Here is a 26,170-nt window from a genome sequence, read left to right as displayed (position 1 = left end):
TTTTATATTTAAAGATTGAAGAAGGTATCAATAGTTTCCTCATCAGGTTTTTCACCTAAGAAAGAACCTAAAATGAAGACTAATAAACTCATAGCAATAACTGGAACAATTTGATGAAGACCAGAAAAGCTAATTTTAAAAACAGAAAAATATATGTATGAAGCTACACCAAAAATCATAGAAGATATAGCACCAAGAGCGTTAGCTCTCTTCCAATATAATCCCATAATAATAGGACAGAAAAATGCCGCTTCTTGACCTGCTAGAGCAAAAAGATTTATCCAAACTAAAAGTTCAGGTGGATCAAGAGATAAAAGGAAAACAATTACTCCTATAAATAATGAAGTAAATAGTGAAAGCTTTTTAATTTTTTTATCTCCAGGATTTGGATTAATATAGTTAATATATAAATCTTTGACAATAGTTGCAGATGATAAAATTAAAAATGAATCAACGGTAGACATAATAGCAGCAAGAGGCCCACCTATAAATACACCAGCTAAAATAGGATGTAATTTTGAAATTGCTAAGGTTGGAATTATTTTATCACCAATAGTTATTCCAGGAAGAATAGCAACTCCCATAACTCCAATTAAATGCATAACAAGCATTAAAATTCCAACAACAGATGTTCCAATAATCATAGCATTGTGCATTGATTTACTATCTTTAAATCCCATACATCTAACAGATGTAGCAGGAAGACCAAGAATAGCGACTCCTACGAGCATCCAGAAAGAAAGAATAAAAGGTTTAGCAATTGCTCCACCAGAATCTGGTGTCAAAAGAGCAGGATTTGTTTGTTCAATTGTTCTCATAATATTTTCCATTCCACCACCATTTTTTAAAAGAGTGAAAAATAAAATACCTGAAGCAATTAACATAACCCCACCTTGAATAGCATCTGTTAAAGCAACAGCTCTAAATCCACCAATAGTTGTATAAGTAATTATGACAAAGGAAAAAATAACTAATCCAACAATATAAGGAAGACCAGTAACACTTTCAAAAAGTCTTGCTCCACCAACAAAGTTTGCAACAACAGTTCCAATAAAGAAAACTAACATAATAACAGATCCTAGAATAACAACAATATCGTTTTTATACCTTGCTCTAAGTAAATCAGTGATAGTAAGGCCACCAATTTTACGTGATATTATAGCTAAACGCTTTCCTAAAATTCCTAAGGTTAAAAAAGCAGTAGGTGTTTGAATACATGCAAGTAAAACCCAACCAAGTCCCAATTTATAAGCAACTCCAGGTCCCCCTATAAATGAACTAGCACCAATATAAGTAGCAATAATTGTCATAGCAAGAACAAATCCACCCATATTTCTGCTTCCAATAAAGTATTCTTCCATAAAATCAACGTTGTTATTATTTTTAATTTTATTAACTTTCCAAGCTACACCTAACATTAAAAAAAGATATAAAATAATTGGTAAAAGTATAAGCATTAATCCTCCTAATCTAAATTGATATCTTTAAAAAAGCATTTAACAGCTACAAAAACTAATATATTTATAACAACTAATCCTAAAACACAAGAATAAAAAAACCAACTAGGTAGTCCTAAAATAAATTCATTGGTATCTGATTTATAAATATATGCAAAATAGTACCACCAACAAAAGTAAAAAAGATATAGTAAACAAGTAATAATTGCTTCTTTATTGATTTGTTTAATATTATTTTTCATAAAAACCTCCTTAACGTAAAAAAAGAGAGCAAATTATGCTCTCCTTAAAGTTTTAGACACTATTGTCTTTCACTTTTTAGCTTTTCAGCCATAGCTTTAGCAATATTTTCTAATTTTCTTTGATCTTCTGGAGTTGGTTCACCTTTAGCTTCAACAGCATCAGCAATAACTTCTAAACCAGGAAGTGCATCAGCAAAAGCTTGTATTCCTCTTACTCCACCACCACTCCATAACATGTTTCCAAAAATTCCAAGATATCTATTTTTTAAACCGTAATTTTTTAATTTATGTAAAAGTCCTTGTAAAACAGGATAAACATCATTGTTATGAGCTGCAGATCCAATAATAAGCCCTTTGTATTTCCAAATATCGCTAATAATATAAGAGTGATCAGTTTTTGAAGCATCATATATTTTTATATTTTTAATTCCATTCCAAGCAAGTTCTCTAGCAATAACATTTGCCATTTTTGCAGTTGTTCCATATAGTGTACCGTAAACGATAACAACGCCTTCTTCTTCAGGAGTAAAACTTGCCCAATTAGCAAAGTGATTAATAACTACAGATATATCTTTTCTCCATAAAATTCCGTGAGAAGGACAGATATATTTTATTTCAAGTCCACCTAATTTATTAATAGCATTTAAAACTTGAGGTCCGTATTTTCCAACGATATTAGAATAGTATCTTCTCATTTCATCTTCATAGAAAGAGAAATTGATTTCATCATCAAAAATTCCTCCGTCTAAAGTTCCAAAACTTCCAAAAGCATCATTCGAGAATAAAATTTTATCAGTCATATCGTATGTAACCATTGATTCAGGCCAGTGAACCATAGGAACCATAGCAAAAGTTAAAGTGTGATGTCCTAAACTTAATTGATCTCCTTCTTTGATACAAATAAATTTAGCTTCATCAAAATCAGGTATAAAAGCTTTAATCATTTTTAGTGTTATTACGTTACCGATAAGTTTTGCCTCAGGGAAATGAGCCATAACTTCTCCTAAAGAGCCAGAGTGATCAGGTTCCATATGATTAACTATAATAAAGTCTAGAGCTTTTCCTTTTAAAATTCCATTGATTTTTTCAATAAATAATCCAGCTGTTGAGAAGTCAACTGTATCAATGATACAAGTCTTTTCATCGTTTATTAAATATGAGTTATAGGCAACACCTTGCGGTAATGGCAAATAATTTTCAAATCTTTCAGTTTTTCTATCGTTAGTTCCAATCCAGAAAACTTTTTCTGTAATAGGCGCATGATAATGCATATTTTCCTCCTTGATATTTTAGTCTATATTAACTGCTTATATTTTAATCTAAAATCGTTAAAAATTCAACTATAATTGTAAAAATAAACAATAATTAAATATAGGTTAACAAAAACTATACAAAAAAAATATAAAAAGGACATTGATTTATTAAATAATGTAGAAAAAATTAAAAAAAGTTTTACGAAAATTAGAAGTGGTGATATAATCAAATCAAAGCTAGATATATAAAAATTACAAATAGGGAGATTTTATATGAATCCAATATTTTTACAAATAGGAAGTTTTAAATTAAGTTATTATGGATTATGTTACGCAATAGCGTTTTTTATAGGAATAGAATTATTAAAAAAAGAAGCTGATAAAAAAGGAATATCAAAAAATATTATTGAAGATTATGCTTTTGTTGCAATGCTGTCAGGACTTTTAGGAGGAAGATTGTATTATGTCTTGTTCAATTATACTTATTACTTTTCTCATCCTCAGGATATAATAGCTGTATGGAAAGGTGGAATGGCTATACATGGTGGTATAATTGGTGGATTTATAGGAACTTTAATCTATGCTCATAGGAAAAAGTTGAATCCATTTTTATTAGGAGATATGGTTGCACCATTGTTACTTTTAGGGCAAGGGATAGGTAGGTTTGGAAATTTAGCTAATGGAGAAGTACATGGTGTTCCAACATTTACTCCATTGAAAGTAATATTTAATTTAAAACCAAGTTTTTATCAATGGTATAGTAGTTATAATTTAATGAGTTTAACTGAAAAAGCTCAATATAAAGAGTTAGTTCCTTGGGGATTAGTATTTCCAACATCATCACCAGCAGGATCAGAATTTCCTAATTTGCCTCTTCATCCAGCAATGCTTTATGAAGCAACACTTAATTTTATAGGTTTTTTCTTTTTATATTTTTTTATGAGGAAAAAAAATTATGCTACGGGAACAATCTGGTGGACATATATAATAATATATAGTATTAATCGTATAATTGTGAGTTTCTTTAGAGCAGAAGATTTAATGCTGTATGGGTTTAGAGCCCCGCATGTTGTAAGTTTTATAATGTTGTTGATAGCAGCAATAATTATAATAGTTATTAATAAAAAATCAGGGAGTGATAAATAATGAAAAAAATCTTAGGAATACTATTAATGATTTCAGTTTTATTTGGAGGGTGTTCAAGCTTGACAACAAAAAATAAAAGATTAGTAGGGAAAGAGTATATTTTAATTCAAGAGAATTCTATTCCAAATGTACTAATAGGGTTTGACGAACATAATTTTTATGGATTCTCTGGATTAAATAATTATTTTGGAAGATATGAGAAAAAAGGAAATAAAATCAAGTTAGAAAAATTAGGATCAACTTTAATGGCAGGTTCAGATAAAGTTATGAAGATGGAATCTGAATATTTAGAGAAGTTAGATACAGTTCAAACATTTAAAGTTGAAGATGACATATTAATTTTTAATTTAAAAGATGGGTCTACTTTACAATATAAGGAAAATAAAAAAGTTGACAAAAAGTTAAAATAATGGTAAAAAATAATATCAAAATAAAAAATATCCAAGGAAAATAAGTTTCCTATAAAAAATTGGATTAAGTTAAGGCGAAATTTTTTTTTTCGCCTTTTTTTTTTCGATTTTTATAAAACAAATGGAGGATATTTATGAAAAAAACTAAGTATGTATTTGTAACAGGAGGAGTTGTATCATCTTTAGGAAAAGGGATTACAGCAGCGTCATTAGGAAGATTATTAAAAGAAAGAGGATATAGTGTAACTATTCAAAAATTTGATCCATATATAAATATAGATCCAGGAACAATGAATCCTTATGAGTATGGAGAAGTATTTGTAACTAATGATGGAGCTGAGACAGATTTGGACTTAGGTCATTATGAAAGATTTTTAGATGAAAATTTAACAAAATATAATAATATAACAACTGGTAAAGTATACGAATCTGTAATAAATAAAGAAAGAAAAGGTCAATATTTAGGGAAGACTGTTCAAGTAATTCCACATATAACAAATGAAATAAAAGCTAAAATAGAGTTAGTTGGAAAAGAAAATAATTCGGATATAGTTATAACAGAGATTGGTGGTACAGTTGGAGATATTGAATCTACACCTTTTTTAGAGGCTATAAGACAGTTTAAATATGATGTAGGAAGAGATAATGTTTTATATATTCATGTGACACTTTTGCCATATTTAAAGGCTGCTGGAGAATTAAAAACAAAGCCATCTCAGCATTCAGTAAAAGAACTAATGAGTTTAGGGATAAGGCCTGATATTTTAGTTTGTAGAACAGAACATCCTGTAAGTTTAGATATAAAAAGAAAATTATCAATGTTTTGTGATATTGATGAGGATGCTGTGATAGAAGCTCCAGATGCTAAGACAATTTATGAAGTGCCGCTTATAATGGAAGAGAACGGATTAGCTAACGTTGCATGTAAAAAATTAGGAATTGAAAATAAAAAACCAACTTTAAAGACTTGGAAAGAAATTGTAAGAAAAATTAAACATCCAACTGATAGGATTAAGTTGGCCGTTGTAGGAAAATATATTGAATTAAAGGATGCATATATAAGTATAAATGAGTCTATAGAGCATGCAGCATACGAACTTGGATTAAAAGCTGAAATTCATTATATTCAAGCAGAAGAGCTAGATACAAAGACTTTAGAACAGTTTAATGGAATATTAATTCCTGGTGGATTTGGAGATAGAGGAGTTCAAGGCAAAATTGATGCAATAAAATTTGCAAGAGAAAATAGAATTCCATTTTTAGGTATTTGTTTAGGGATGCAAAGTGCAGTAATTGAATTTTCTAGAAATGTTTTAGGTATGGAAACAGCTAACTCTACAGAATTTGATAAAAATACAGAGTTTCCAGTTATAGATATTTTATTAGATCAAAAAAATATTAAAAATTTAGGTGGAACAATGAGATTAGGACTTTATCCATGTAAATTGGAAAAAGATAGTTTAGCTTATGAGTTATATCAAGAGGAGCTTATATATGAAAGACATAGACATAGATATGAATTTAATAATATTTATAAAGAGATAATTCAAAAAAATGGTCTAAAAATATCTGGAACGTCTCCAGATGGAACTTTAGCAGAAATTGTAGAGTTACCTAAAGAGTTACACCCATTTTTTATAGCGGGTCAGTTTCATCCAGAATTTAAAAGTAGACCAGGAAAACCACACCCGCTATTTTTAGGGTTTGTAAAAGCTATTTATAAAAGAGAAAATAATTAGTCAAGAGAAATTTTTCTAGAATTTCCTCTAATATCAACCTCAATAATTTTTTCAATAGTTCCGGCTCTATGACCTATTAAGTAGTTTGTCATATTAGCTGCTGAACATGAATGGTTAGGGATAATTTCAATTTTATCACCAATTTTTAGGGCCGAAGGGCCCTCTTTTTTTACTTTTGCCACTTCCTCAGATAATCCAATAACAGTAAGTTCAGGATGATTTTTAACAATTCCAAATCCTTTTGTTAAAGAGTTTCCGTGTGCTCCTTGATCAAGTCCTAAACATTTACTACCACAATCAAGAATAAATAAATCTTCAGATGGATGAGAAACCACAGTTGCTAAAACAGTTAAAGCACAATCGTTTTCTTCTGCAGCACCTAAAGCTATTTGAATAGCATCAAAGAAGACATAGTTTCCAGGTCTAGAAACTGTTATTTCTTTAGATTTTATGGCATTTTCAAAAGTTGGAGTAGTTCCAGTAGCAACAAATTCAACAATAGCACCATTTTCAACTAAAAGATTTTTAGCTAAAGTCATTACATTAATCTCTTTTTCTGTGATTTCATTAACATGATTTTTTGAAAAACCATATACTTGACCAGTATGAGTAGAAATACCTTTGAAAACAAGGTTAGGATATTTTTGTAATGAATTATATAAATTAACACTTTCTTCAGGTGACACTCCAAATCTATTTAAACCACTATTTATTATAATTTGATAATTAATTGTATTTTTACCTAATTTTTTTGAAAGTTCAATTGCAGGAATTTCATTGTCAAAAGCAACAAATAATTCACATTGTGCACTAAGAGCAATTATTCTATCTAAGTTACTATCTCCAATAACAGGATAGGCAAGCATAACTTTAGTTACTCCACTTTTTTTTACAACAGATTCAGCCTCATCTAAAGTTCCAACTAAAACACCTTTAGCCCCAGCCTCAATTTGCATTTTAGTAATTTCGCTACTTTTATGAGTTTTTAGCATAGGGAATAATTCTACAAGATTTTCATCAGCTAAATTTTGATATTTTTTTATATTATTTTCTAATGCATCTAAATTAACTAAAAAACTTGGTGTAGTTAATGATGATATATTTTTTTTGTTCATATATAAACCTCCAATTTAAATTCTAATAAAATATACAACACTTTTTCTTTAAAGTCAAACTTTATTTTTTATAAAAAATAAATTAAAAATTTATTAAAAGGAAAAATAAAGATATGTTGAAGATAAATAATATTAATAAATTTTTGAAAAGAGGTATTATTATGGAAAGAATTGAAGAAAAATTAAAAGATATTGAAAAAGAATATTTAGAGCTTCAAGAGGGAATAACAGAATATTCAAATAATAATTTGAAATCAGCAGATTTAAAAAAAAGAGGATCAAAATTTGGAATTTATGAGCAAAAGGGTAAAAAAATGATGTTGAGACTAAAAGCTGTTGGAGGAGAGCTTTCAATAGAAAAATTTAAATCTTTGGCTAGCATAATGGAAAAAGAAGAAATTCCATATTTACACCTTTCAACAAGACAGAATTATCAACTTCATGAAGTTGAATTTGAAAGAGTGAAAGACACAATAGAGCAATGCAATTCAAAAGAGATGTATTTTAGAGGTGGAGGTGGAAACACATTTAGAAGTATCTTAGTTTCTACATACACAGGAGTTGATAAAAGAAATATATTTGACGTAATGCCATATGCAAGAATGGTTGAAAATGAAGTATTTTTTATGGATAAAGCTTTTGATTTTGGAAGAAAGTTAAAAATAGGGTTTTCAAACTCTTTAGACGATGAGTTTGTTATGGCTGTTCAAGATATGGGATTTGTTGCAAAAGAGATAAATGGTGAAAAAGGTTTTAAAGTTTACTGCGGTGGTGGAATGGGAAGAGGTAGTAAAATTGGACATGTTTTAATAGAATTTTTACCTGAGACAGATTTACTAAGAGCAGTTAAAGCTTTAATAGATTTATTTTATGATCGTGGAGACAGAGTAAACAGAATGCAAGCAAGGCTGAGATTCTTAGTTGAAAAAATGGGATTTGAAGGTTTTAAAAAATTATATTTAGATTACTTTGGAAAAGAAACTATAGTTAATGGAAAGATACCTAAAATAGATTATGAAAAAAAAGTAAGAGAGTTAAAACAATTTGATGAAATTGAGAATTCAGAGACATTTAATTTATGGAAGGACATTTGTACTAAAGAAACTAAATTTAAAGATGTAGTGTCTCTTGTGCTATATGTAAAAAATGGTGATTTAACTGCAAAAGATATAGAAAAGTTATATATATTAATGAAGGATATAAATACTCCAACTATAAGGGCTACTATTAATCAAAACCTAGTTATTCCATTGGTTCATAAATCAGCAATTCCTTATATATACAAATATCTAAGTGAAGCAATTCCAGAGATAGTAACAGAAACTATTTCGATAAGAGGACAAATTAGAGCATGTGTCGGTGCAAAAGTATGTATGATAGGAGTCCAAGATTCTCAAAGTATAGCAGACGCAATAGGAGATGAATTAGATCAATTAGCAAAAGAGTTTCCTCAGTATAGAAAAATTATATTTAAAGAAGCTAAAAATATAAGAATTTCAGGATGTCCAAGCTCATGTGCAGGAGTACCGGTAGCACCTTTAGGATTTATTGGATTAAAAAAGAAAATAAATGATAAATTAACTGATTGTATGCAAGTTTATATGGGAGGAATATTGACTGATTCAATTCAATCATTAGCATTTGAAATACCAAATTTAATTTTACCAATAGATGAAATACCAATTTTGGTAAAATCTTTGTTTAGAGATTATTTAGAAATATTACAAGTTTATGATATTACTTTTAGTAATTATATGTATGAAAGAAGATTAGAAGAATTTTAAATAAAAAAGTGACGATTAATTTAAATCGTCACTTTTTATTATTTTTGCACCCTTTTCCTTCATCTCTTTGAGAGCATTATTAGAATCGTTAAAAGATAGATTAACACCTTTACAACCATCTTCTATAACATTAACTTTAAAACCTAAATCAAGAGCATCTAAAACTGTATGTTTAACACAGTAGTCTGTAGCTAGGCCTAAAACAAAAATTTCTGAAATTTGATTGTTTTCTAAAAGAGATAACAGTTCAGTGCTTTTTAATTTTCCATTATCAAAAAAACCACTATAAGAGTCAATTTCAAAATTAGTTCCTTTATAAATAATATGTTTAATTTCTTTAAGATTTGGATGGAAGTTAGAGCCATAAGTATTTTCAACACAATGTTCAGGCCACCAAACTTGTGGGAGATTATTTAAAATACCAATTTCTCCGATAGTTCCATTAGAATTTTTTGCAAAACTTTTATGATTAGCTGGGTGCCAATCTTTTGTAGCTACAACGAAATATTGATTTTTATTAAAAAAATCAATAACTTTATTAACAATAGGGATAATTTCATGAGCATCTTTAACTGCTAAAGCCCCACCTTCACAAAAATCATTTTGAACATCAACAACAATCAAAGCTTTCAAAATAAACCTCCTAAAAATTCATTTTTCACAGTATAGCAGCTAAAGAAAAAAATGTAAATTAAAAACAACTTGGAAAAAGGATTTCTATTTGTTATTATTGTATATATAAGTATAAAATTTAAGGAGGGGGAATATGAACGTAATATTAGGAATTATATTTTTTATTTTAGGAAGTTTAGTTGTTTATATTTTTCAAAGAAAAAAATATAAAAAAATGACAGAAGAAGATTTTGTTTGTGAGGTAGTACAAAAGGCTTTTATAAGAGAAAAATTTTCAGATCATAATGAACATAAGTTAGTGAGGGAATTATTAAAAAGCGATGCTTTTATAAAAGATTTATCATTGACAGCAAAATTTAAAGGTATGATAGTAGGTTATATTCTTTTTACAAAAGTTAAGGTAGGAAATGATACATTGTTAACTTTAGCTCCATTAGCAGTATTACCAAGATTTCAAAAAAAGGGTATTGGTAAAAGCTTGGTAGAAAAAGGTCATAAAATAGCTAAAGAGTTAGGATATAAAGGAATTGTTGTTTTAGGTCATGCAGATTACTATAAAAAATTTGGTTATGAACCAGCTTCAAAATGGGGAATAAAATGTCCTATAGAAGTACCAGATGAGAACTTTATGGCAATTGAATTATATCCAGGAGCTCTAAGTAATGTAAAAGGTACAGTTGAATATCCTAAAGAATTTGGAATAAATTAGGTAAAAGGGAGTGGAGATTATGAGCTTTAATAATTATGTTGAAAGAAAAGGTTCAGATTCAAGAAAATGGAGTTTAGAAGGTATGCTTGAAATGGCTTCTTATGTAGATGAGAATAGTATTCCTATGTGGGTTGCAGATATGGATTTTAAAGCTCCAGATTTCGTAGAAAAAGCTTTGTTGGAAAGAGTTAATCATGGTGTATTTGGTTATAATACAGTTGGTGACGATTACTATAATAGTGTTATATTTTGGTTGAAAAATAAGAATAATTGGGATATAGAAAAATCTTGGATAGTTCCAACAAGTGGAGTCGTTCCTGCCTTATGTTATGCAATTCAAGCATTCACTGAACCTGGAGATGGAGTAATAGTTCAAAATCCAGTATATCCACCGTTCAAAGGATCTGTAGAGTTAAACAATAGAAAAGTGGTAAATAATCCATTAAAATTGATTCAGGATAGATATGAAATAGATTTTAAAGATTTAGAAGAAAAATTGAAAGACTCAAAAAATAAAATGTTAATTTTATGCAATCCTCATAATCCAGTCGGAAGAGTTTGGAATGAAAATGAATTAAATAATATTGTAGAGTTGTGTTTAAAATATAAAAAAATAGTAGTTTCAGATGAGATACATAGTGATTTAATACTATTTAATAATAAATTTACATCAATGGGAATTTTAAATAAGAAAATTTATGACTATTTAGTTGTTTGTACATCAATAAGTAAAACATTTAATTTAGCAGGTTTAAAAGCATCAAATATAATAATACCTAATAATAATTTAAGAGAAAAATTTATAAATGAAATGTTTAAAGTGGCTGCTAAGCCGGTACCAAATATTTTTGGAGCAATTGGAGTTAAAAGTTGTTATTCGAAAGCAGGTGAGAATTGGTTAAATAGTTTATTGAAATATCTTGAAGAGAACTATTTATTTCTAAAAAAATATTTAGAAGAGAATCTACCAAAAGTAAAATGTTTACCAATAGAAGGAACATATTTAGCTTGGATAGATTTTAGAGAGTTAAATTTAGGTGAGGAAGAATTAAAAAATAAATTAGAAAAAGAAGCTAAGATTGTTATTGATGGTGGAGAGATATTTGGAAATGAAGGAAAAGGATTTATAAGACTAAATTTTGCATGTCACAAATCGATTTTAGAAGAAGCATTGAAAAGACTAGAAAAAGCATTAAAAAATTAGTTAATAAAAAAACAAGCAAGAATTTTAAACTTGCTTGTTTTTTACTTTATACAACTGTACAAATTTCATTGAAATTTAATCTTCTTTCTCTTGGATTTAAAGTTTTAGTTTCATCAAAATATCCTATTGAAAGAAGCATAACTACTGTTTTATCTTCATCAATATTAAAAAGTTCTTTTACCTTATCTTCATTAAATCCAATCATTGGATGAGTATCAACACCATGATCTTTTGCACATAGCATAATTGACATTGCTAAAAGAGAAACATCTCTTACAGCCATAGCGTTTCTTTTAACTTCTGTAGGATATAAAACAGTTTCACACATATTAATAAGCTGTCCAACTTTTTCCTCTTTTAATCCTAAATCAATTTTTATATTCCACATAGGATTGTCTCGACCATATCCAAAAGTATCTCCGACTAAAATTAAAGTCATAGAAGCTTCTTTTATTTTAGGTTGATTACAAGCTGTAAAAAGTTTTTCTTTAGCTTCAGTAGAACGAACAGCAATAATTTCCCAAGGTTGAAGATTAAATGCTGATGGAGCAAGAACAGCCTCATTTATAATATCTTCAAAAAGTTTCAAGTCAAGCTCTCTATTTGGATCAAAAAAATTAACACTTCTTCTTTTAGAAATAACATCTTTAAAATTCATATTAATACACCTCCACAAAGATACTTAACTATATATACTGAGATTGAAGAGAAAATCTTTTATTATTTAACGACAAATCTAGGAATTCTAGAGTTTATAAGAGTAGTATATTCGTAATGATCCATTTTTAAAAAAGCATTACATTTATCGAAATCTTTATAAATTTCTACAAAATCACCTAAATTAACAGAATCATCTATAAGAACAAATGATGTATCCATACTAATGTGAACTATAGGGTATTCTTTATTATTTATATGGCACAAGATATTTGTATTTCTTTTAGAAAATCCATCTCCATAACCAATTTTTATTTTTCCAACTTTTGAATAGTTATTTATAAATATATTTTTTATACGTTCATACCCAATAAAATCTAAATCTGAAAAATTCTTTATATTATATATAGGACCAGAAAGAGTCCAAGAACGCTTAATATTGTAATCTATAATTCCAGGATCTAGCATTCCTAGAAGACTTATTCCACAACGAACATGTGTAGAACCATTTCCTAATCCTAAGAGTGTGGCAGCACTATTTTGAGAATGTATAATATCAAAATAATTATTTCCAATATAATTAATTGATTCAATAAACTTATTTTGAATATCGATGGTTTCATCAATATCAGAACTAAAAAAATGTGTCATAGCCCCCTTAAAATGAAGATTATTTTTTATTATAATATCTTTTATAGAATCAATATCATTTTGAATAAATCCATTTCGAGCAAAACCAAAGTCAAATTTTAAATGAAGTTGAGAAAAGTTGATCTTTTCTTGAATTAGCTCTAAAAGTTCGTCAGTGCTATTAATAACCATTTCTAAATTTTTATATTTTTTTAAAATTGAAAAATCTTCAACCGTTTCAAAAATTAAAATAGTAATATTAGGAATGTTAAGTGAAAGAATTTCAAGAGCTTCCGATTCTCTAGCAACAGCAAAATAGTTGCACCCGCCACTTACTAAAATAGGAACAACCTCTTTTAAACCATGGCCATAAGCATTCGCTTTAACTACTGCAATAACTTCTTTTTTTGTGTAATTTTTAATATAATTATAATTATGAATTATATTTTTTTGAATAAGTTGTATTTTGAAACCATCTCTTCCCATAAGAACACCCCGCATATATTTTTATATTGCTACTATTATTACCATATAATTCTTTAAATTTCAAAAGAAATATTATAAAATACAAAATAAGGAGATGATTAAATATGAGAGTAGAGGTTTTAGAATCAGCAAAATGTGCCTTAAAAAAGGAGTTTAATGGAAAAAATGTTGTTGTAATTGATGTATTAAGAGCTACAACAGTTATGGTCACGGCTTTACAAAATGGTGCTAGCTGTATATATCCCTTTAAAGAGATAGATGAAGCGAAAGAGAAATGGAAGGCGAAAAAGGATGGATTTTTAGCAGGAGAGAGGAGAGGACTTAAAATAGAAGGGTTTAAATTTGGAAATTCTCCTCTAGAGTTCACTAAGGAAGCTATCCAAGAAAAAGAAATTTTCATGACAACAAGTAATGGAACACGAGCTATAGAGAATGCTTTAAGCGCTGATAATTTATATATAGCTTGCTATTTAAATATATCTGCTATTTCTGAAAAGCTTTTAGAAAGTGAAAAGGATGTTGTTATTCTTTGTGCAGGAACAGATGATGAATTTTCATTAGATGATAGTTTATGTGCTGGAATGATTATAAAGAAAATGTCTGAAAAAATTAAATTAGAAATGAATGATTTAGGATTAGCACTAAAAAAGATTGCAGATCTAACTTCAAGTGTAAAAGAAATTTTATCTGAAAGTAAACACTATAGTTATTTGAAATCTATCGGTTATGAAGATGATTTAGAATATTGCATAAAGGTAGATATCTTTAATATTGCTCCATTATATGAAAATGGAAAAATAAAACTTCCTCTTAAATAGAAAGAGGAAGTTTTTTTAATGATTTTTTCATTAATGGAATGCTAATACCGAGACAAATAAGTTCAGCAATAGGAATAGCTAACCAGATGCCAATCTCACCTATGAATACAGGTAATATAAAAAGAGGAATTAATACAAATATAATTGATCTTCCACAAGATATAAATGCTGACTCAAAAGGTTTTTCAATAGATGTATGAAAACTGCTAGATATTATATTAATAAATGATAATAAATATGCAAATGTAAAGAAAAATATGGCTTTGTTAGTTAAATCTGCTAGTTCCTTATTTCCATTTGAAAAAAGATAGATTATTTTATCGCCAAATAGGTGCATTCCAATGAAAGTTGTTAATCCAATTGCTGCTCCAGATTTTAAAGCAACTTTGAGAACATCTTTAATTTTATCAATTCTGTTAGCGCCTAAATTATATGAAATTATAGGTTGTAAAGCTTGAGAAAGACCATAAAGAGATATGTTGACAATTGAATTAATATAAAAAACAATAGTTAGTGCAGATACACCTAAGACACCAATATTTTTCATTATAATAATATTGAAAATATAGATGGTAATGGCACTTGAAATAACAGTTAGCATTTCAGAACTACCATTGTAAAAAATCTCTTTAATATCTTTTAATGTACATATTATTTTTCCGAAACGCATATGATGAAAAAGAGTTAAGGCTCCAAACATATTTGCAAAACATGATGCTATAGCAGCTCCTTCCATTCCCATACCTAATTTTAAAACAAATATATAATCTAGAAAAACATTAGCAATAAAGCAAACAGAACCACTAATAAAAACTTGGTTAGGTTTACCAGCTATTCTGACAAAAGTTTCAGTAAAAATAGGCATACTAAAGAATATAGAACCTGGAATAAGTATAGCTAAGTATTTCTTTACAAGAACATAAGTTTCATCATTAGCTCCTAAAAGCATTATAACTGTTTCAAAATTTGATAATAGAAGAACAGATATTATAAGAAGCGTGGTTAAAAGTAAAACTAAAGTTAAACTTGTAAGTCCTTTGGCTCTGGTTTCATTTCCATTTCCAGAAGCTATTCCAACTATAACTCCTCCACCAATACAAATCATAAGAGCAATACTAAGTAATAAATTAATAAGAGGCATGGACAGATTAACAGCTGCTAGTCCTTGTGCTCCGACGCCCTTACTTAAAAAAAGACCATCAACCATAATTTGAAGCGAAACAATTAACATTCCTAAAATACTAGGTAAAGCAAACTTAAAGAATAATTTTTTGACACATCCATTTTCTAAAGTGATATTTTGTGACATTTTTCTCTCCTCTATGAAATTAAAATAATATTATATAAATAAACAGTTATATATGGTATTATAAACTATATACTTAACTATATTGTCAAGGAGAAAATATGAAAAATAGATATAAAATTTCTGAATTAGCAAAATTGGCGAATATTTCAAAGCAAACTCTTATTTTTTATCATAAAAAAGATATATTAGTTCCAGAATATATAGATGAAATTAATGGGTATAGATACTATTCCAATTCTCAAATATGGGATTTATTTTTTATTATAACGTTAAAAGAAGCTGGATTTTCTTTAGAAGAGATAAAAAATTATATAAAAGTAAAAAATCCAACTAAAAATATAGAGTTTTTAGAAGAGAAAATTTATGATATAGATAAAAAAATTGATGAGTTAAGAAAAAGTAAAAATAGGATAACTGAAAAAATAGTGTGTTTAAAAGAGATGTTAAGCAATTTAGAAGAGAAAGTTGAAATAACTAATTTAAAAGAAATGAAAGTATATTTTATAAAAATAAAAGATCCTTTGGATCAAAAAGAAATAGCAGAAACATATGATAAATTACAAAGGTTAGGAAATAAAAATAATATAGAAGAAATAATTTATATATCAGAAGTAAAAAAATATGATTTGTACGAAGGATCAGAATTGCCACTAAGTAAAATTGGTATTTTAGTTCCAGATAATCAATCAATAGCAGGTGAAGAAGTTTTAAAAAGTAAAATTTGTGTTATGTTAAAGCATAAAACTACTTTTGATATGATAAAGTTGACCTATGAAAATTTATATCGTTTTATAAAAGATAATGAGTTTGAAATTGAGGGAAACTCTATTGAAGTGGGAAATGAAGTTGTGGTACCCTTTGAAAATGGCTTTGGAGGGATAATAGATATATATATTCCTATAAAAAAATTTGAAAAATAGTAAAAATTAAGATATTCTATAAGGTAGCAAGGAAGTAAAGAGGAGAAAAAACATGGATGCAAAAAAATCAAGAAGAAAAAAAGCTATGGGCTTAGAGGGTGTTGTATGTATAGCAATACTTTCGACATTAATCTATTTAACATCTAGTAAAATGGGTGGAATCAATATGATTAATACAATTATAAAAACGGCTCATGATTTACTGTTAAATACAGTGTTCTTTATAATGGGAGTATCAGTTATTGCAGGAGCATTTGCAGGAATTTTATCAGAATTTGGAGTAATTGCAATATTAAATAAATTATTATCACCACTAATGAAACCATTATATAGATTACCTGGAGCTGCAGCTTTAGGAGTTTTAACTACATATATTTCAGATAATCCAGCTATTTTAAGTTTATCAGCAGATAAAGGATTTACTAAATATTTTAAGAAATATCAGTTGCCAGCTTTAACAAATTTAGGAACTTCTTTTGGAATGGGATTTATAGTTTCTACATTTATGATAGCTCAAAGTGGTAGTATGAATGAAAATCTTGTATTTCCAGTTGTTCTAGGAAACTTAGGAGCTTTTATAGGTAGTATAGTAAGTGTTAATCTAATGATTAATTTTACAAAAAAGATTTTTAATGAAAAGAAAGAATCTTTAGAAGATGAGTCTGTAGATTCAGATTTCTTTGAATATAGAGATATAAGGGATGGAAATGTATTAGAAAGATTATTAGAAGCTTTATTAGAAGGTGGAAAAAATGGAGTACAAATGGGAATGGAAATAATTCCAGGAGTTTTGATAATTTGTACAACAGTTTTATTACTAACTAATGGACCAGGTCCACAAGGTTACACAGGAGAAGCTTATCAAGGGATTGCATTATTACCTTATATAGGTGAAAAACTACAATTTATTTTAAAGCCACTTTTTGGATTTACAAGTGCAAAAGCTTTGGCATTTCCAATAACATCATTAGGAGCAGTAGGAGCTGCATTAGGATTAGTACCTAGATTTATCAATGATGGAGCAATAACATCTAGAGAAATTGCAGTATTTACAGCTATGGGGATGACATGGAGTGGATATTTAAGTACTCACGTAGCAATGATGGATAGTTTAGGTTATAGAAAGTTAACAGGAAAAGCTATATTTAGTCATACAATTGGTGGAATAGTTGCTGGAGTAGTAGCTAATATTCTTTATACAGTTTTTATGTAGTTTAATTATTAAAGGAGATCAACTATGAAAAATTATAAGATTGATTTACATATTCATACAAATGTGAATCCTCATGCATTTAGCACATTAGAAGAAAATATAGGTGCAGCTTCAAAAAAAGGAATGGAAGTTATAGCAATAACTAATCACGGACCAGCTTTACAAGATACTCCACATTGGTGGCATCTTGTTAATATTGCTATTTTACCAAAGGAAATAGAAGGGGTAAGAGTTATAAAAGGGGTAGAGGCTAATATTTTAAATGAAAATGGAAAGTTAGATATAAATCAAAAAATTTATGAAAATATGGAGTTAGTTTTAGCAGGATTCCACGTTGTAGATGAATATGGAAACATAGATGATATCGAGAAAAATACACAAGCTATATTGAGTTTGATAAAAAAGCAAAAAGCTGATATAATAGTGCATCTGGGGAATCCAATTTTTCCAGTAGACTATGAAAAAATAGTGAAGGCAGCTAAAGAAAATAACGTGGCGTTAGAAGTTAATAACACCTCTTTAGGAACAATTACAAGAGTTGGTTCAAAGAAAAATTGTAAAAAAATGTTAGAACTAGCTAAAAAAGAGAGATGCTACATAGCTTTAGGAACAGATGCTCATTATTCAGGTCACATAGGAGAGTTTCAAAGAGCAATTGAACTTTTGGAAGAAGTTGATTATCCAGAAGAGTTAATAATAAATAGTTCGAGAGAAACTTTTGATAAATTTTTAAAGCTGAGACAAGAGTTGAGAACCAAAGAGGTAAACTCTTAATTTTGGGAGGAAAGAAGATGCAAAAAAATAGAATTTGTGAATTATTAGGAATTAAATATCCAATTATCCAGGGAGCAATGGCGTGGATATCAAATGGAAATTTAGCAGGACATGTGTCTAAAGCTGGAGGATTAGGTATAATTGCTGGTGGAGGAATGCCGCCAGAAGTTTTGAGACAAGAGATTAAAAAGGCAAAATCTATTACAGATAATCCTTTTGGAGTTAACTTAATGTTAATGATGGAAAGTGTTGCAGAGCAAATAGATGTTTGTATAGAAGAAGGTGTTAAAGTTGTAACAACAGGTGCAGGAAATCCAGGAATATATATGGAGAAATTAAAAGCAGCTGGAATAAAAGTTATACCAGTAGTAGCATCAGTAGCTTTAGCAAAAAGAATGGAAAGAATAGGTGCAGATGCGGTAGTTGCAGAAGGATTAGAAGCAGGAGGACATATTGGAGAAATTACAACTATGTCTTTAGCAACTCAAGTAGCTAGAGAGGTTTCAATTCCTGTTATAGTTGCAGGAGGAATTGCAAGTGGAGAGCAATTTTTAGCAGCTTTAGCTTTAGGAGGAGAGGCTATTCAGGTTGGAACTATATTTATAGTTGCTCATGAGTGTGATGTTCATGAAAATTATAAAAATTTAGTATTAAAGGCTAAAGATAGATCAACAGTTACAACAGGAAATTATACAGGACATCCTGTAAGAGTATTAAATAATAAATTTGCTAAAGCAATATTAGAATTAGAGGTAAAGGGAGCTCCGAAAGAGGAGATTGAAGATTTAGGAAAAGGAAAATTAAGATTAGCAGTTGTAGATGGAGATATAGAGAATGGAAGTGTTATGTCAGGACAGGTTGCTGGATTAGTTAAAGAAGCTTTAAGTTGTCAAGAGATTGTAGACAAGTTAATGAAAGAGCTAAAAGAAGAAAAAGTAAGATTAGATGAAACATTCTCAAAAATAGTTTTCTAATAGTAAAAAAACACAAGGGTGGAGAGATCTACCCTTTTTATCTAAAAAATAAGGGGAGAAAATATTATGTATAATAAAGTAATGGAGACTGTAGAGTTTTTAAATTCTAAAGTTATAAATAGACCTAAAATAGCTATAATTTTAGGATCTGGATTAGGTGGATTAGTAGAATATGTTGAAAATAAGGTTGTAATACCTTATAAAGATATACCAAATTTTCCTATTTCAACAGTTGCAGGCCATGCAGGAGAATTAGTTTTTGGTACAATAAATAATGTAGAAGTTTTAGTAATGAAAGGAAGATTTCACTACTATGAAGGGTATAATATGAAAGAGGTTACATATCCTCAATATGTATTTAAAAAATTTGGAATAGAGACAATGATTGTAAGTAATGCAGCTGGTGGAGCAAATAGAGATTTTAAGCCAGGAACGTTAATGATAATTAATGATCATATAAACTTTTTTGGAACAAATCCATTAATTGGGTCAAATGATGAAAGATTTGGACCGAGATTTCCAGATATGTCTGAAACATATAGTAAAGCTTTAATTGAAAAAGCAAAAAAAGTAGCTAATAAACTTAATATTGAATTTGAAGAAGGAGTATACTTGGGATCTTCAGGTCCAACATATGAAACAGCTGCGGAAGTAAAAATGATGATGACAATGGGAGCATCTGCAGTTGGAATGTCGACAGTTCCGGAGTCAATAGTGGCTAACTACTTAGGAATTAAAATATTAGGAATCTCTTGTATAACTAATATGGCTACAGGAATAGCTACTAAACCACATTCACATGAAGAAGTTGTAGAAATAGCAAACCAAACAGGAGAGAGATTCTGTAAATGGATTGCTGAAACAGTAAAAGAGTTGTAATAATAAACTCATAGGAGGTATAAAGTATGAAAGCAGCATTTTTTGATATTGATGGAACAATTTATAGAAACTCACTATTAACAGAGCATTTTAAGAAACTTATAAAGTACGAATTACTTGATATTAGAGAATATGAATTAAAGGTAAAGGATGCTTTTAAAAAATGGGATGAAAGAGTAGGAGACTATGATAAATATCTAGAAGAAATAACAACAACATATGTTGATGCTATAAAAGGATTATCTCTTCAATACAATGATTTTATTTCAGATCAAGTATTAGAATTAAAAGGAAATAGAGTATATAAATTTACAAGAGATATGATAAAATGGCATAAGGAACAAGGACATAAAGTAATTTTTATTTCTGGAAGCCCAGATTTTTTAGTTTCAAGAATGGCTAAAAAGTGGGGAGCAGATGATTATTGTGGATCAATATATCATTTTGAAGATGGAAAACTTTCAGGAGATATTTCTCCAATGTGGGATTCGAAAAATAAAATGATAGCAATAAATAATTTTTGTGAAAAATATGATATTGATTTATCAGAAAGTTACGCATATGGAGATACTAATGGTGATTATAGTATGCTTAATCTTGTGGGGCATCCTAGAGCTATAAATCCATCAAGAGAGTTATTATTAAAAATAAAAACAGAAGAAAATTTAAAAAATAAAACTGAAATATTTGTAGAAAGAAAAGATGTTATCTATAAAGTTTCAGCAGATGTAGAAATTTTATAAAAAAAACTTGACAATTTTACAAAAAAGTTTTATTATTAGTCCAATAATAAAAATAAATTTTTAAAAAGAGGAGGAAGTTATGTCTATAAATTTCAATAATAATAATTATAATTGTAATAATAATAATAACAATAATAACAATAATAATTTATTGAAATTTGTGATGAATAATTTCCGTTATCTCGAAATAAAAAAGAATTTAAATTTAATTAGGTAGATTTATTTGTTTAAAGTAAATTTATTTAGGTGCATCTTTAAGTAGGTGTATTATATAATATTAAATTAGAACTCTTAACTATTTCCGCTAATGGAGATGTTAAGAGTTTTTTATTTTTATAAAAAAATTGGAGGTAGTATTATGTATAAGACAAAGTTAGATATCATGGAAACAGAGATTGCAATTAAAGAAGTAAAGGATTTCTTTGAAAGAGATTTAGCTAAAAAACTTGATTTAACAAGAGTTTCAGCGCCTTTATTTGTAACACCTGAAAGTGGTTTAAATGATGATTTAAATGGTATCGAAAGAGCAGTAGCTTTTGATACAAAGTGTAAACAAGAAGCAGTAATAGTTCACTCTTTAGCAAAATGGAAAAGAATGGCTCTTCATAAATATGGTTTTGACTCTGGAAAAGGTCTTTATACAGATATGAACGCAATCAGAAGAGATGAAGATTTAAGTCCAATTCATTCTTATTATGTAGATCAATGGGACTGGGAAAAAGTTTTAGAAAAGGATGATAGAACAACTGAAACTTTACAAGAAACTGTAAAAAAAATATATAGTTCATTAAAAGATACAGAAAGTTATATTAGAAATATTTACCCTCAACTTTCAAAGAAATTACCTGAAGAGATAACATTTATAACATCTCAAGAGTTAGAAAAACTTTATCCAGAATTAACTCCAAAAGAGAGAGAACATGAACATGCAAGAAGATATGGAGCAATATTTATAAGTGAAATAGGAAAAGTTTTAGAATCAGGAGAGAAACATGATGGAAGAGCACCAGATTACGATGATTGGGATTTAAATGGAGATATAATTGTATATTATGAACCATTAAAAATAGGTTTGGAGTTATCGTCAATGGGAATTCGTGTATCAGAGGAATCGTTAGCTAAACAGTTAGAGATAGCAGGAGCAGAGAGAAGAAAAGAGTTAGAGTTTCATAAAAAACTTTTAGCAGGCGAGTTACCGTACACAATAGGTGGCGGAATCGGGCAGTCAAGATTATGTCTGTTTTTCTTAGATAAACTACATATTGGTGAAGTTCAGGCTTCTTTATGGCCACAAGAAGTAATAGAAGAGTGTAAAGCTAAAAATATTCCATTATTATAAAAAGTAAAAATAAACTTGTCTTTCTGGACAAAAAGGGTATATAATTGGTATGTTATATACTTTTGGAGGTGAAGGATGAGGTATTTAATAGATAAATTATCTATAGAAAATGATTTATCACAGGAAGAGTTAGAAGTGTTACTTACTAATCTAACAGAAGAAGATAGAGATTATTTAATAGATAAAGCATATGAAGTAAGAAAACAATATTATGGAAATACTGTTTTTTTTAGAGGATTAATAGAAATTTCTAATATATGCAAATGTGATTGTTTTTATTGTGGTATTAGAGCTTCTAATAAAAAAGCTAATAGATATAGATTATCTAAAGAAGAAATTTTAGAGTGTTGTTATAGAGGTTATTCATTAGGATATAGAACCTTTGTTTTTCAAGGTGGAGAAGATAGTTATTTTTCTGATGAGCTTTTAGAAAGTATAATAAAAACTTTAAAAGGTAAATACTCAGACATAGCTATTACTCTTTCTCTTGGAGAAAGAGGAGAAGAATCTTTTAAAAGATTATATGAAGCAGGAGCAGATAGATATTTATTGAGACATGAAACAGTAAATGAGAAACTTTATAAAGAGCTTCATCCAAATATGTCTTTAGATAATAGAAAAAAATGTTTAGAATCTCTTAAAGAAATTGGATATCAAGTGGGAAGTGGATTTTTAATAGGATTACCAGGGTTAAAACTAATAGACTATGCTAAAGATTTAATTTTTTTAAAAAAACTTAAACCGCATATGGTAGGCATTGGACCATTTATTCCCCATGAAGATACTCCTTTAAAAAATGAAAATGGAGGAACTGCTTACGATACAATTACTTTACTTGCAATAATAAGGCTTCTTTTACCAGATGTATTATTACCAGCAACAACTGCTTTGGGAACAATAGATCCTAAGGGAAGAGAGAAAGGATTTAAAGCAGGAGCTAATGTAATTATGCCAAATCTTTCTCCAATGGAATGCAGAAAAAAATATGCTTTATACAATGGAAAGGTCTTTTTAGGTAAAGAGTCAGCAGAAGAGAAACTAAAGATTGAAAATAGCATTTTAGAAGCTGGTTTTCAGCCAATACTAACAAGAGGAGATAATGTCAGATGGAAAAGAAAATAAATTTTATTGATCAAGAGTATATAGAAAAATTATTAGAAGAATCTAAAGTAACAGATTACAAAGAGATAGATAGAATATTAGATAAAGCTAGCAATAAAGAGGGATTAACACATAAAGAGGTTGCATCTCTTTTACAGATAAAAGATGAAAATCAAAAGAAAAGACTTTATGAAATTGCAGGAGAGTTGAAAAAATCAATTTATGGAAATAGAATAGTTGTTTTTGCACCTCTTTATGTAAGTGATTATTGTGTAAATAATTGTACATACTGCGGATATAAAAGAGATAATAAATTCCCAAGAAAAAAACTAACTAGAGAACAAATTCAAAATGAAGTTAAATTATTAGAGAAAATGGGACATAAAAGACTTGCTTTAGAATTAGGAGAAGATCCTGTAAATGTACCTATTGATTATGTGCTAGAAGCTATTGACGCAGTTTATACAACTAAATTTGAAAATGGTTCTATAAGAAGAATAAATGTAAATATTGCAGCAACAACAGTTGAAAATTATAAAAAATTAAAAGATGCTGAAATAGGGACATATATTTTATTTCAAGAAACATATCATAAGCCAACCTATGAGAGAGTTCATCCTAAATCTTTAAAAGGAGATTATGAATATCATTTAACTGCTTTTAATAGAGCAATGGAAGGTGGAATAGATGATGTTGGTGCAGGAGTTCTTTTTGGATTAGCAGATTATAAATATGAAATTATAGCATTAATGATGCATAATGAATATTTAGAAAAGCATTACGGAGTAGGATTCCATACAATATCTGTACCTAGAATAAAAAAAGCTGAAGGAATGAGTTTAGATGAATATCCTCATCAAATAGATGATGATACATTTAGAAATATTGTGGCTATAATAAGATTAGCTGTTCCATTTACTGGAATGATTCTTTCAACGAGAGAAACTGCTGAGTTAAGAAGAGAGTTAATAAAATATGGAATTTCTCAAATAAGTGCAGGTTCTTCTGCTGATGTTGGAGGATATACAGACAGAGAAGAAGGTAAAACTCAGACACAATTTGAACTGGCTGATCATAGAACACCTCTAGAGGTATTAAAAGAACTTTTAGATCAAGATTGCATACCAAGTTATTGTACAGCATGCTATAGAATGGGAAGAACAGGAGATAGATTTATGCAATTAGCTAAAAGTGGAAATATTCAAAATGTTTGCTCGCCAAATGCATTATTGACTTTAATGGAGTATGCTATGGATTATGGAGATTTAGAATTAACGGAAAAAGTTGAAAAAGTTATAGCAAGAGAGATAGAAAATATAAAAAGAGAAGATATTAAATTATTGACTTTAGAAAAATTAGAAAAAATAAAAAATGGAGAAAGAGACTTGTATCTTTAGGAGGAGCTTATGAAAAATACCCCAAATTCAAATAGGTTACATATAGGGATTTTTGGAAAAACCAACTCTGGAAAATCATCTCTTTTAAATGCTATTACAGAGCAAAATATAGCGATAGTTTCAGAAATTGAAGGAACTACAACTGATTCTGTAGTAAAAGCTATGGAGTTTTTACCTTTTGGACCAGTGTTATTCATAGATACTGCCGGATTAGAGGATAATACAACTCTTGGAAAGTTAAGAGTGAAAAAAACTTTGGACGAATTAAAACGAACTGATTTTGCTATTTTAGTTATGGATGCAACAAAAATTGATATGGCGTTCTATAAAGATCAGGAAATTCAATTTAAGAAATATAATATACCATTTTTATTTGTTATAAATAAAGATGATCTTTTAACTGAAAACGAAAAAGATGTTATAAAAAAGATATTTCCAAGAGCAATATTTGCTTCAACAAAAAATAGAGATTCTATTTTAATGTTAAAAGAAAATATTTTAAAAGAAATAACTAAAGAAAAAGAGGAGCCAAAACTTTTAGGAGATTTAGTTCCTTATAATGGGAAAGTTTTAATGGTTGTCCCTGTAGATTCAGAAGCTCCTAAAGGGAGATTGATACTACCTCAAGTTCAACTTATAAGAGAGTGTCTTGACCATGGAATAAAAAGTTATGTGGTAAGAGATACTGAATTAGAAAGTGCATTAGAGGATATTAAAAATATTGATTTAGTTGTAACAGATTCTCAAGCTTTTAAAAATGTCGATAGAATTTTAAATGATAGAGCTAAATTGACAAGTTTTTCAATTCTTTTTGCTAGACAAAAAGGAGATTTAAATGACTTGATTAGAGGTGTAAAAAAACTTAAATCTTTGAATCATGGAGATAAGATATTAATTGCAGAAACTTGTACTCACAATACTTCTCATGAAGATATTGGTAGAGTAAAAATTCCAAAACTTGTAAAAAATTATACTGGAAAAGAGATTGAATTTACTTTTGTAGGAGGAAAAGATTTTCCGGAAGATTTATCAAAATATGCTTTAGTTATTCATTGTGGAGCTTGTATGATAAATAAAAAACATATGCAAAGTAGAATAGATGAATCAATGTCGTTAAATGTTCCAATAACAAATTATGGATTGGTTATAGCTGAAGTAACTGGAATTTTAGATAAATCCTTAGAAATTTTTAAATAAAAAATATTTATAAAAATAAAAAGCCATAAAATTAATTCTTT

At 28.5% G+C, this 26,170-nt stretch carries 25 protein-coding genes; 17 read left to right on the top strand and 8 right to left on the bottom strand.

The annotated features are described in order from the left end of the window. Positions 1 to 8 precede the first annotated feature (8 nt). The 3 genes from panF to MKD34_RS10800 are packed head-to-tail and all read right to left on the bottom strand — an operon-like array spanning position 9 to position 2,970. The gene (panF, locus tag MKD34_RS10810; protein WP_240220222.1) at positions 9 to 1,457 is read right to left on the bottom strand and encodes a sodium/pantothenate symporter; all 1,449 of its coding nucleotides are present in this window, start codon (positions 1,455 to 1,457) and stop codon (positions 9 to 11) included. An 8-nt stretch (positions 1,458 to 1,465) separates the two neighbouring features. Then, positions 1,466 to 1,699 (bottom strand): YhdT family protein, encoded by a 234-nt coding sequence (locus MKD34_RS10805; RefSeq protein WP_240220221.1) that lies wholly within the window; start codon positions 1,697 to 1,699, stop codon positions 1,466 to 1,468. Positions 1,700 to 1,758: 59 nt separating this feature from the next. Then, positions 1,759 to 2,970, bottom strand: coding sequence for an FprA family A-type flavoprotein (locus MKD34_RS10800; protein WP_240220218.1), 1,212 nt, complete (start codon positions 2,968 to 2,970; stop codon positions 1,759 to 1,761). Positions 2,971 to 3,225: 255 nt separating this feature from the next. Here MKD34_RS10800 and lgt point away from each other — a divergent pair, with 255 nt between their 5' ends. The 3 genes from lgt (at position 3,226) to MKD34_RS10785 (ending at position 6,247) form a co-directional block, all read left to right on the top strand. Beyond that, on the top strand, positions 3,226 to 4,098 hold the full coding sequence (lgt, locus tag MKD34_RS10795) for a prolipoprotein diacylglyceryl transferase (RefSeq protein WP_240220215.1): 873 nt from the start codon (positions 3,226 to 3,228) through the stop codon (positions 4,096 to 4,098). Beyond that, entirely contained in the window at positions 4,098 to 4,508 is a 411-nt protein-coding gene (locus tag MKD34_RS10790; RefSeq protein ID WP_023050487.1) for an META domain-containing protein, read from the top strand. The genes lgt and MKD34_RS10790 overlap by 1 nt, the downstream gene beginning before the upstream one ends. Before the next feature lie 134 nt (positions 4,509 to 4,642). Continuing rightward, positions 4,643 to 6,247, top strand: a complete 1,605-nt coding sequence (locus tag MKD34_RS10785) for a CTP synthase (protein ID WP_240220212.1) — start codon at positions 4,643 to 4,645, stop codon at positions 6,245 to 6,247. Here MKD34_RS10785 and MKD34_RS10780 read toward each other — a convergent pair. Next, positions 6,244 to 7,362 carry an alanine racemase gene (locus MKD34_RS10780; RefSeq protein ID WP_240220210.1) on the bottom strand — a complete coding sequence of 373 codons (1,119 nt, stop codon included), beginning with the start codon at positions 7,360 to 7,362 and terminating at the stop codon, positions 6,244 to 6,246. The genes MKD34_RS10785 and MKD34_RS10780 overlap by 4 nt on opposite strands. Positions 7,363 to 7,523: 161 nt before the next feature. Between MKD34_RS10780 and MKD34_RS10775 the strand changes: the two genes are divergently transcribed. Continuing rightward, positions 7,524 to 9,146 carry a nitrite/sulfite reductase gene (locus tag MKD34_RS10775; protein WP_240220207.1) on the top strand — a complete coding sequence of 541 codons (1,623 nt, stop codon included), beginning with the start codon at positions 7,524 to 7,526 and terminating at the stop codon, positions 9,144 to 9,146. Between the two features lie 15 nt (positions 9,147 to 9,161). On the opposite strand, the gene pncA is transcribed toward MKD34_RS10775, so the two are convergent. Further along, entirely contained in the window at positions 9,162 to 9,782 is a 621-nt protein-coding gene (gene pncA, locus MKD34_RS10770) for a bifunctional nicotinamidase/pyrazinamidase (protein WP_407933868.1), read from the bottom strand. Positions 9,783 to 9,912: 130 nt separating this feature from the next. Between pncA and MKD34_RS10765 the strand changes: the two genes are divergently transcribed. Then, positions 9,913 to 10,488: a GNAT family N-acetyltransferase gene (locus tag MKD34_RS10765; RefSeq protein ID WP_266187488.1), complete on the top strand. Its 576-nt coding sequence runs from the start codon at positions 9,913 to 9,915 to the stop codon at positions 10,486 to 10,488. A 19-nt stretch (positions 10,489 to 10,507) separates the two neighbouring features. After that, complete coding sequence (locus MKD34_RS10760; protein WP_240220194.1) at positions 10,508 to 11,692, top strand: MalY/PatB family protein; 1,185 nt, start codon at positions 10,508 to 10,510, stop codon at positions 11,690 to 11,692. A 46-nt stretch (positions 11,693 to 11,738) separates the two neighbouring features. On the opposite strand, the gene MKD34_RS10755 is transcribed toward MKD34_RS10760, so the two are convergent. Both MKD34_RS10755 and MKD34_RS10750 read right to left on the bottom strand, forming a co-directional pair. Then, the gene (locus tag MKD34_RS10755) at positions 11,739 to 12,350 is read right to left on the bottom strand and encodes a nitroreductase family protein (RefSeq protein WP_240220191.1); all 612 of its coding nucleotides are present in this window, start codon (positions 12,348 to 12,350) and stop codon (positions 11,739 to 11,741) included. A gap of 62 nt (positions 12,351 to 12,412) precedes the next feature. After that, positions 12,413 to 13,465, bottom strand: a complete 1,053-nt coding sequence (locus MKD34_RS10750) for an alanine racemase (RefSeq protein ID WP_240220189.1) — start codon at positions 13,463 to 13,465, stop codon at positions 12,413 to 12,415. Positions 13,466 to 13,569: 104 nt separating this feature from the next. Between MKD34_RS10750 and MKD34_RS10745 the strand changes: the two genes are divergently transcribed. Next, the gene (locus tag MKD34_RS10745) at positions 13,570 to 14,283 is read left to right on the top strand and encodes a 2-phosphosulfolactate phosphatase (RefSeq protein ID WP_240220186.1); all 714 of its coding nucleotides are present in this window, start codon (positions 13,570 to 13,572) and stop codon (positions 14,281 to 14,283) included. Here the strand turns inward: MKD34_RS10745 and MKD34_RS10740 are convergent. Further along, entirely contained in the window at positions 14,276 to 15,592 is a 1,317-nt protein-coding gene (locus tag MKD34_RS10740; protein ID WP_240220184.1) for an MATE family efflux transporter, read from the bottom strand. The two genes, MKD34_RS10745 and MKD34_RS10740, sit on opposite strands and share 8 nt — an antisense overlap. A 98-nt stretch (positions 15,593 to 15,690) precedes the next feature. Between MKD34_RS10740 and MKD34_RS10735 the strand changes: the two genes are divergently transcribed. From MKD34_RS10735 to hydF, 10 genes are all read left to right on the top strand, one after another. Beyond that, entirely contained in the window at positions 15,691 to 16,512 is an 822-nt protein-coding gene (locus MKD34_RS10735; protein WP_240220182.1) for a MerR family transcriptional regulator, read from the top strand. Positions 16,513 to 16,564: 52 nt separating this feature from the next. Next, positions 16,565 to 17,725, top strand: coding sequence for a CD0519/CD1768 family membrane protein (locus MKD34_RS10730; RefSeq protein WP_240220179.1), 1,161 nt, complete (start codon positions 16,565 to 16,567; stop codon positions 17,723 to 17,725). Between the two features lie 24 nt (positions 17,726 to 17,749). After that, positions 17,750 to 18,499 carry a phosphatase gene (locus tag MKD34_RS10725; RefSeq protein ID WP_240220176.1) on the top strand — a complete coding sequence of 250 codons (750 nt, stop codon included), beginning with the start codon at positions 17,750 to 17,752 and terminating at the stop codon, positions 18,497 to 18,499. Positions 18,500 to 18,516: 17 nt separating this feature from the next. Then, positions 18,517 to 19,473, top strand: coding sequence for a nitronate monooxygenase (locus MKD34_RS10720; protein ID WP_240220174.1), 957 nt, complete (start codon positions 18,517 to 18,519; stop codon positions 19,471 to 19,473). A gap of 66 nt (positions 19,474 to 19,539) precedes the next feature. Continuing rightward, complete coding sequence (locus MKD34_RS10715) at positions 19,540 to 20,352, top strand: purine-nucleoside phosphorylase (protein ID WP_240220172.1); 813 nt, start codon at positions 19,540 to 19,542, stop codon at positions 20,350 to 20,352. A 26-nt stretch (positions 20,353 to 20,378) separates the two neighbouring features. After that, the gene (locus MKD34_RS10710; RefSeq protein ID WP_023052291.1) at positions 20,379 to 21,095 is read left to right on the top strand and encodes an HAD family hydrolase; all 717 of its coding nucleotides are present in this window, start codon (positions 20,379 to 20,381) and stop codon (positions 21,093 to 21,095) included. A gap of 355 nt (positions 21,096 to 21,450) precedes the next feature. After that, positions 21,451 to 22,434, top strand: a complete 984-nt coding sequence (gene asnA, locus MKD34_RS10705) for an aspartate--ammonia ligase (protein ID WP_240221574.1) — start codon at positions 21,451 to 21,453, stop codon at positions 22,432 to 22,434. Positions 22,435 to 22,509: 75 nt separating this feature from the next. Continuing rightward, positions 22,510 to 23,556, top strand: a complete 1,047-nt coding sequence (gene hydE, locus MKD34_RS10700) for a [FeFe] hydrogenase H-cluster radical SAM maturase HydE (RefSeq protein WP_240220170.1) — start codon at positions 22,510 to 22,512, stop codon at positions 23,554 to 23,556. Next, positions 23,541 to 24,932: a [FeFe] hydrogenase H-cluster radical SAM maturase HydG gene (gene hydG, locus MKD34_RS10695; protein WP_240220167.1), complete on the top strand. Its 1,392-nt coding sequence runs from the start codon at positions 23,541 to 23,543 to the stop codon at positions 24,930 to 24,932. Before hydE ends, hydG begins: the two co-directional genes overlap by 16 nt. A 9-nt stretch (positions 24,933 to 24,941) precedes the next feature. After that, positions 24,942 to 26,129: a [FeFe] hydrogenase H-cluster maturation GTPase HydF gene (hydF, locus tag MKD34_RS10690; RefSeq protein ID WP_240220164.1), complete on the top strand. Its 1,188-nt coding sequence runs from the start codon at positions 24,942 to 24,944 to the stop codon at positions 26,127 to 26,129. Positions 26,130 to 26,170 lie beyond the last annotated feature (41 nt).

The organism is Cetobacterium somerae, from assembly GCF_022430525.1.
In the GTDB taxonomy this organism is placed as follows: Bacteria; Fusobacteriota; Fusobacteriia; order Fusobacteriales; family Fusobacteriaceae; genus Cetobacterium_A.
This window is presented reverse-complemented; position numbering and strand designations above follow the sequence as displayed.

Bases quoted from the DNA above. Each gene is read 5' to 3' on its own strand.
- panF (WP_240220222.1), bottom strand. From the start codon at position 1,457: ATGCTTATACTTTTACCAATTATTTTATATCTTTTTTTAATGTTAGGT.
- MKD34_RS10805 (WP_240220221.1), bottom strand. From the start codon at position 1,699: ATGAAAAATAATATTAAACAAATCAATAAAGAAGCAATTATTACTTGT.
- MKD34_RS10800 (WP_240220218.1), bottom strand. From the start codon at position 2,970: ATGCATTATCATGCGCCTATTACAGAAAAAGTTTTCTGGATTGGAACT.
- lgt (WP_240220215.1), top strand. From the start codon at position 3,226: ATGAATCCAATATTTTTACAAATAGGAAGTTTTAAATTAAGTTATTAT.
- MKD34_RS10790 (WP_023050487.1), top strand. From the start codon at position 4,098: ATGAAAAAAATCTTAGGAATACTATTAATGATTTCAGTTTTATTTGGA.
- MKD34_RS10785 (WP_240220212.1), top strand. From the start codon at position 4,643: ATGAAAAAAACTAAGTATGTATTTGTAACAGGAGGAGTTGTATCATCT.
- MKD34_RS10780 (WP_240220210.1), bottom strand. From the start codon at position 7,362: ATGAACAAAAAAAATATATCATCATTAACTACACCAAGTTTTTTAGTT.
- MKD34_RS10775 (WP_240220207.1), top strand. From the start codon at position 7,524: ATGGAAAGAATTGAAGAAAAATTAAAAGATATTGAAAAAGAATATTTA.
- MKD34_RS10765 (WP_266187488.1), top strand. From the start codon at position 9,913: ATGAACGTAATATTAGGAATTATATTTTTTATTTTAGGAAGTTTAGTT.
- MKD34_RS10760 (WP_240220194.1), top strand. From the start codon at position 10,508: ATGAGCTTTAATAATTATGTTGAAAGAAAAGGTTCAGATTCAAGAAAA.
- MKD34_RS10755 (WP_240220191.1), bottom strand. From the start codon at position 12,350: ATGAATTTTAAAGATGTTATTTCTAAAAGAAGAAGTGTTAATTTTTTT.
- MKD34_RS10750 (WP_240220189.1), bottom strand. From the start codon at position 13,465: ATGGGAAGAGATGGTTTCAAAATACAACTTATTCAAAAAAATATAATT.
- MKD34_RS10745 (WP_240220186.1), top strand. From the start codon at position 13,570: ATGAGAGTAGAGGTTTTAGAATCAGCAAAATGTGCCTTAAAAAAGGAG.
- MKD34_RS10740 (WP_240220184.1), bottom strand. From the start codon at position 15,592: ATGTCACAAAATATCACTTTAGAAAATGGATGTGTCAAAAAATTATTC.
- MKD34_RS10735 (WP_240220182.1), top strand. From the start codon at position 15,691: ATGAAAAATAGATATAAAATTTCTGAATTAGCAAAATTGGCGAATATT.
- MKD34_RS10730 (WP_240220179.1), top strand. From the start codon at position 16,565: ATGGATGCAAAAAAATCAAGAAGAAAAAAAGCTATGGGCTTAGAGGGT.
- MKD34_RS10725 (WP_240220176.1), top strand. From the start codon at position 17,750: ATGAAAAATTATAAGATTGATTTACATATTCATACAAATGTGAATCCT.
- MKD34_RS10720 (WP_240220174.1), top strand. From the start codon at position 18,517: ATGCAAAAAAATAGAATTTGTGAATTATTAGGAATTAAATATCCAATT.
- MKD34_RS10715 (WP_240220172.1), top strand. From the start codon at position 19,540: ATGTATAATAAAGTAATGGAGACTGTAGAGTTTTTAAATTCTAAAGTT.
- MKD34_RS10710 (WP_023052291.1), top strand. From the start codon at position 20,379: ATGAAAGCAGCATTTTTTGATATTGATGGAACAATTTATAGAAACTCA.
- hydE (WP_240220170.1), top strand. From the start codon at position 22,510: ATGAGGTATTTAATAGATAAATTATCTATAGAAAATGATTTATCACAG.
- hydG (WP_240220167.1), top strand. From the start codon at position 23,541: ATGGAAAAGAAAATAAATTTTATTGATCAAGAGTATATAGAAAAATTA.
- hydF (WP_240220164.1), top strand. From the start codon at position 24,942: ATGAAAAATACCCCAAATTCAAATAGGTTACATATAGGGATTTTTGGA.